Origin of the sequence: Streptomyces odonnellii (genome assembly GCF_000981895.1) — a bacterium.
Taxonomy (GTDB): Bacteria; Actinomycetota; Actinomycetes; order Streptomycetales; family Streptomycetaceae; genus Streptomyces; species Streptomyces odonnellii.
Genome location: NZ_LATD01000156.1, coordinates 1 through 6,171, shown reverse-complemented (window position 1 = coordinate 6,171; position 6,171 = coordinate 1). Strand labels below are relative to the sequence as shown.

Genomic DNA, 6,171 nt, shown 5'->3' with positions numbered 1-6,171 from the left:
GCGCCGGGGTGGCGGGGGCGTTTGGGGCGGTTGCGCTTTCCGGGGCCGCCGGGCCCGTTGGTGCCGGGTCCGCCGTTCCCGGGGCTTCCGCCCGGTTCACCCTTTCGGGTCCTTCCGCTTCGCCCGCCCTTCTGGCCGGACGGGAAGCGGGAGATCGTGGGCACGAGGACCGAGGGGTCCCTTGGGGCCCAGCCCTGCTGATATGGCTCATCGCTCATAAGTGTGGAGACTCCTCGGCCGTGGCCGGGTGATCGCTCTCCGGCTTGACGGTGTCCTTGACGGGGTCGTATCAGGCGATTCAAGGCGCAGAACTGAGAAAAGCTGCGCAGTCCTATGAAACACGGTCAGAACGGATGAGTAGCGTCGCCCGGATAACGGGTCGCGGTGGCTGACTCCGGTGGGCTAGGGTCGTGCGCTTTGGTGCTCGTAGGTGCCTCGTCGCTGGCCGGTACGCGACCGATCCGTGGGGGCGGCGGGGTACGGGGCGGCTTCGACGGGTCCGAGGGGGTGTGGTGCGGCTCTATATCGCGGTGGCCGCGGGTGGGTTCCGGCGCTATGCGACCTATCGCGTGGCGACCTTCGCCGGAGTGTTCACCAACACCGTCTTCGGCTACATCATGGCGTACACCTATATGGCTCTCTGGGATCAGCGGCCGCGGCTCGGTGGCTACGACCTGCCGGAGGCCCTGACCTATGTGTGGCTGGGCCAGGCGCTGCTGGCGACCTGCGCCATGATGGGCGGCGGTTTCGAGAGCGAGCTGATCGAGCGGATCCGTACGGGGGACGTCGCGGTCGATCTCTACCGGCCCGCCGATCTCCAGCTCTGGTGGCTGGCGGTGGACCTCGGCCGGGCGGCCTTCCATCTGCTGGGGCGCGGGATCGTACCCATGGTGCTCGGCTCGTTCGTCTTCGAGCTCGCGCTGCCCGCGGATCCGCTGACCTGGCTGGCGTTCCTGGTCGCGGTGACGCTCGGGGTCGTGGTCAGCTTCGCGATCCGCTTCCTGGTCGCGCTCTCGGCGTTCTGGCTGATGGACGGTGCGGGGGCGGCGCAGATGGCGCTGCTGGCGGGGCTGTTCTTCTCCGGGATGCTGCTGCCGCTCCCCGTCTTCCCGGGCGCGCTGGGCGAGGTCGCGGCGGTGCTGCCCTGGTCCTCGCTGCTCCAGATCCCGGCGGACGTACTGCTCGGCAAGCACACCGGCTGGGACCTGGCCGCGGCGTACGCGTTCCAGGCGGGCTGGGCGGTGGCGCTGCTGGCGGCCGGGCGGGTGCTCCAGTCGGTCGCGACACGGAGGGTGGTGGTCCAGGGTGGCTGAGCCTCGGGACACGGCCGTGGAGTCCCGGGCCGAGGGGGCGTCGGCAGAGACGTCCGCGGATCTTCCGGAGCGGTGGATTCCGCGGTCGTCGCGGCGCGCCGCCGTACGGGACGGGCTCCGGGCGTACGGCCTGATCGTGGCCATGTGGGTCCGCTCCACGATGACGTACCGCGCGTCCTTCGTGATGACGGCCCTCGGGAACTTCGCGGTGACCGCCTTCGACTTCGTCACGATCCTGCTGATGTTCGCCCACGTGGACAGCCTGGGCGGCTACGCGCTGCCGGAGATCGCGTTTCTGTACGGGACGTCCGCGACCGCCTTCGGACTCGCCGATCTGCTGCTCGGGCCGATGGGCCGGTTGGGCAGCCGGGTGCGTGACGGCACGCTCGACACGCTGCTGCTGCGGCCCGTCCCCGTACTGGCGCAGGTGGCGGCGGACCGGTTCGCGCTGCGCCGGGTCGGCCGGCTCGGGCAGGGGGTGCTCGTGCTGGTCTATTCCCTGGCGGCGCTGGATCTCGACTGGACGCCGGTACGGGTGCTGATGCTGCCGATGATGGTGATCAGCGGGGCGGTGATCTTCGGGGCGGTGTTCGTGGCGGGTGCGGCCTTCCAGTTCTGGGCGCAGGACGCGTCGGAGGTGCAGAACTCGTTCACGTACGGCGGGCAGACCCTGCTCCAGTACCCGCCGACGGTCTTCTCTAAGGACCTGGTGCGCGGGGTGACCTTCGTGGTGCCGCTGGCCTTCGTCAACTGGATGCCCGCGCTGTACGTCCTGGGCCGCGAGGATCCGCTGGGGCTGCCGGACGCGGTCGCGTTCCTGCCGCCGCTGGTGGCGGTGGTGTGCTGCGCGCTGGCGGGGCTGGCCTGGCGGGCGGGGCTGCGCGCGTACCGGAGTACGGGGAGCTGACGAGCGGCGCATGAAGTGTTCACGACGAGTGCGGTGTCCACGACGGATGGAGGGTTCAGACGGATGGAGGGTTCATGAGTACGGAGGGCGCGGACGCCGGGGATGCCGGGGACGCCGAGGACGGCTTCATCGAGCTGGACGGTGTCGAGAAGGTCTTCGACGTACGGCGTAGAGCGCGAGGCGGAGCGGGTGCCGGAGCAGGCGGCGAAGCACGTGGTGGAGCGCGGCGTGGCATTGGCCGGCTGCGCCGTGAGAAGCACCAGGTCCGGGCCGTCGACGGCATCAGTTTCCGTGTCCCGCGCGGTGAGATGGTCGGCTACATCGGCCCGAACGGCGCGGGCAAGTCGACCACCATCAAGATGCTCACCGGCATTCTGACCCCGAGCGGCGGCCGGCTGAGCGTCGCGGGCATCGACCCGTCCCGTGAACGCACCAGGCTGGCGCGGCACATCGGCGTGGTCTTCGGGCAGCGCACCACGCTCTGGTGGGATCTGCCGCTGATCGACTCGTACCGTCTGATGCACCGCATGTACCGGATCCCGGACGCGCGGTTCCGGGCGAATCTGGAGCGGTGTGTCGAACTCCTCGATCTGGCCGAGCTGTTGGACGTGCCCGTACGGCAGCTCTCGCTCGGCCAGCGGATGCGCGGCGATATCGCGGCGGCGCTGCTGCACGATCCGGCGATCCTGTATCTGGACGAGCCGACCATCGGGCTCGATGTGATCTCCAAGGCCAAGGTCCGGGATTTTCTGCGGAATCTCAACGCCGAGCGCGGTACGACCGTTCTGCTGACCACCCATGACCTGACCGATATTGAGCAACTCTGCAAGCGGGTGATGGTCATTGACCATGGCCGGCTGCTCTATGACGGGGGGCTGGCCGGGCTGCATGAGATCGGCCGGAGCGAACGGACCCTGGTCGTCGATCTGGAACAGGAGCTTCCGCCGATCGAACTGCCCGGAGCGCGGCCGGTGAGGACCGAGGGGCCCCGGCAGTGGCTGGCCTTCCCCGCGACCGAGTCCGCGGCGCCGCTGGTGGCGCGGATCGCGGCGGACTATCCGCTGGTGGATCTTTCGGTACGGGAGCCGGACATCGAGACGGTGATCGCCAAGATGTACGTCGATCGATCGGCTGTGTGACGCGGGCCCCGGCGGTGACTACTCTGCTGCCATGACGAGTGAACGGCCTGGCCCAGGTCCCGAGTCCGCACCCGGTCCTGGCTCCGCACCCGGTCCCGAGTCCGCACCCGGTCCTGGCTCCGCACCCGGTCCCGAGTCCACATCCGGCCCTGGCTCCGCATCCGGTCCAAGCTCCGGAGCCGCCGGTCACTTCGAGGCTCCCCGCCCCCGCCCCGATATGCCCGATACGCGAGCTTCCGACGCCGAGCGGGAGCAGATCGCGGAGCGGCTGCGCGAGGCCGTCGCCGAGGGGCGGCTCGACATGGAGGAGTTCCAGGAGCGTCTGGACGCGGCGTACAAGGCGCGTACGCATGGCGAGTTGGTGCCACTGGTACGTGACCTGCCCGCGCCCGGGACGACGACGGGTGTCGCGGTTCCCGCTTCGCCGAGTGGTGGCGTGACCGCCTGGTCCGACCGGATCGGCCGCGAACGGGCCACCTCCAAGGGCGCCTTCGCGTTCTGGGGCGGCTTCGGGCGCAAGGGCACGTGGACGGTGGGCCGTACGTTCACGGCGGTCGTCCTTCAGGCGGGCGGCGAGATCGATCTGCGCGAGGCGCGGTTCGAGGATCGCGATGTGGTGATCCGCTGCTTCACGCTGATGGGCGGGGTCCATGTGGTCGTGCCGCCGGACATGGATGTCGAGGTCAGGGGCTTCGGCCTGATGGGCGGCTTCGGCGAGGTGGGCGACAGCGAGGTCAGCCCGGGGTCGCCACGGGTGATCGTCACCGGGTTCGCGCTGATGGGCGGGGTCGGGGTGGAGCGCAAGATCCGGGAGTCGGAGAAGCGCCGGCTGAAGGAAGAGCGGAAGCGGCAGAGGCTGGAGAAGAAGGACCGCAAGGAGCTGGACTGAGGGCCGAGGCGGTCCTGGACGTACGTACGTCGGGGGTGCGGGTACGCGCGTACCCGCACCCCCAACGTACGTTCGCCCGGGGATCCGCACGTGTACGGGGCAGAGTTCCGCACGTGTACGGTCAGAGTTCGGCCGGGACCTTGCCCTCCAGCGATGTGAGATCGAAGTGGCGGCCCATCGCCAGGTAGCCCGCGTCGCTCGGATGCAGGCCGTCCCCCGAGTCGTACACCGGCCTGATCCGGTCCGGTGCGTACGGATCGCTCAGCACCTGGTCGAAGTCCACCACCTCGTCGAAGATCCCGCCCGACCTGATCTCGTCGTTGACCTGCTCGCGTACGGCCTCGGTGGCGTCGTCGTACCCACGGTGCGCGCCGAACGGCAGCAGGGTCGCGCCGACGACGCGGATTCCGCGGGCGTGCGCCTGCCGGGTCAGTTCGCGGAGCCCGGCGGTGATTCTGGCGGGGTCGCGTTCGCCGCCGCGCAGGATGTCATTGACGCCGAGGTCGATGACGACGGCCCTGACCCCGGCCCGGCCGAGCACATCGCGCCGGAAGCGGGCCAGGCCGCTCTCGCCGCAGCCGCGCCACGACTGGTCCCCGAGGACCTGGTTGCCGCTGATGGCCGCGTTGACCACGCCGATGTGCTGGTCGCGGAGGCGTGCGGCGAGGGTGTCGGGCCAGCGGCGGTTCGCGTCGGGCTTGGAGCCGTCGCCGTCGGTGATCGAGTCGCCGAAGGTCACGACCGTGCCGGGCGACTCGCGGTTGAGCACGTCGACGGCGGTGACATAGCGCCAGGAGCCGGTCTGCTCGGTGTACGCGGCGGCGTCGAGGTCCTCCGTACGGTCGCCCCGGGCGAGATACGACGTCTGGAACGCCATCGGGTGGTACGTGACCGGGCCGCCGGGCGCCGGGGTGTGCAGCGTGACCAGCAGGTCGCCGTCGTACGGAACGGGCAGTTCCACCGGGTCGCTGATGATCTGTCCGTGCGGCGGCACGGTCACGGCGGACTGCCGCGCGAAGGTGAGCCTGCGCATGGTGCCCGGGACGGCGGCGGCGCCCTCGCCGTCCCGGACGGCGACCGAGGCGTGGCCGATCAGAAGGCCGGCGGAGCTGTAGAGGTTGGAGAGGGTGACGCGGACAGCGGTGCCGCCGATGCTGGTGTGCACGACGTTGCGCATGGTGCGCCCGGGGCGGCCGAAGGGGGCGCCCGGTTCGGCCCCGGCGGGGGCGGCGGCCCAGGTGGCGGTCCAGGCGCTGTCGGAGGCGGACGGCTCGGCGGTGCCGATACGCGTACGGTCGCTCGCGCGGTCCCGGGTACGGTCCTGGACCCCGTCATGGAGCCCGTCCCGGGTGCGGTCCTGAGCCCTGTCCCGGGCGGCGTCCCGATTGCTGTCCTGGTCGCGGGCCTGGTCGCCGTCCTCGGCGTCGCGGTCCTCGGCGCGGGACGGCCAGGGGTCGCCGAAGGCGAGGCCGCCGGAGCGGGGGCCGATGCCGGAGCCGTCGAGCAGGGCGAACCCGCCGATGATGGTGGCGCATACCAGCGCCACTAACCCCAGAAGCGCTCCGAGCAGGGCATATGTGCGGTATCTGGTCATGCCCGGGTGGTCCCCCTCACGGTCGTGCATGTCGTGCCTTGGCGCAGGGACATCATCGGGCATGGCGCCGGGAACTCGGCACGCGCCCCGGGAGTACCTCAGACAGGGACAATGTCAGTGGACAAGGGCGGGCTTGCGGTCACTGTGCGGGCACGGCGGGTACAGCGGGCACGACGGGCACGGTGGCTACGTGGACGGGTGGAACGGAATGGAACGTACGGATCCGGAGAGAACGCCGGAGGCGACGGGCCCCGACGACAGGGCCGGTCAGGGGGCCGGGCACGGGGCCGGGCTTCCGGAGGGCCGTGAGCTGGGGGCCGGACCGGGGA

The 6,171-nt window shown here is 70.7% G+C and carries 5 protein-coding genes and 1 pseudogene; 4 read left to right on the top strand and 2 right to left on the bottom strand.

Translation table 11 applies throughout. The features are described 5' to 3' along the window. Positions 1-218 (bottom strand): annotated as a pseudogene (locus tag WH07_RS41140) (hypothetical protein); the annotation flags it as partial. A gap of 294 nt (positions 219-512) precedes the next feature. Between WH07_RS41140 and WH07_RS15945 the strand changes: the two are divergent. The 4 genes from WH07_RS15945 (at position 513) to WH07_RS15930 (ending at position 4,248) form a co-directional block, all read left to right on the top strand. Then, positions 513-1,313: an ABC transporter permease gene (locus WH07_RS15945; protein WP_046500564.1), complete on the top strand. Its 801-nt coding sequence runs from the start codon at positions 513-515 to the stop codon at positions 1,311-1,313. Further along, a complete protein-coding gene (locus tag WH07_RS15940) occupies positions 1,306-2,220 on the top strand; it encodes an ABC transporter permease (RefSeq protein ID WP_408645855.1) in 915 nt (304 codons plus the stop codon). Before WH07_RS15945 ends, WH07_RS15940 begins: the two co-directional genes overlap by 8 nt. 74 nt (positions 2,221-2,294) lie before the next feature. After that, entirely contained in the window at positions 2,295-3,359 is a 1,065-nt protein-coding gene (locus WH07_RS15935; RefSeq protein WP_046500561.1) for an ABC transporter ATP-binding protein, read from the top strand. Between the two features lie 217 nt (positions 3,360-3,576). Next, positions 3,577-4,248, top strand: coding sequence for a DUF1707 SHOCT-like domain-containing protein (locus WH07_RS15930; protein WP_046500560.1), 672 nt, complete (start codon positions 3,577-3,579; stop codon positions 4,246-4,248). A 121-nt stretch (positions 4,249-4,369) separates the two neighbouring features. Here WH07_RS15930 and WH07_RS15925 read toward each other — a convergent pair whose 3' ends face one another. Further along, the gene (locus tag WH07_RS15925) at positions 4,370-5,842 is read right to left on the bottom strand and encodes an SGNH/GDSL hydrolase family protein (RefSeq protein WP_232788915.1); all 1,473 of its coding nucleotides are present in this window, start codon (positions 5,840-5,842) and stop codon (positions 4,370-4,372) included. Between the last annotated feature and the right edge of the window lie 329 nt (positions 5,843-6,171).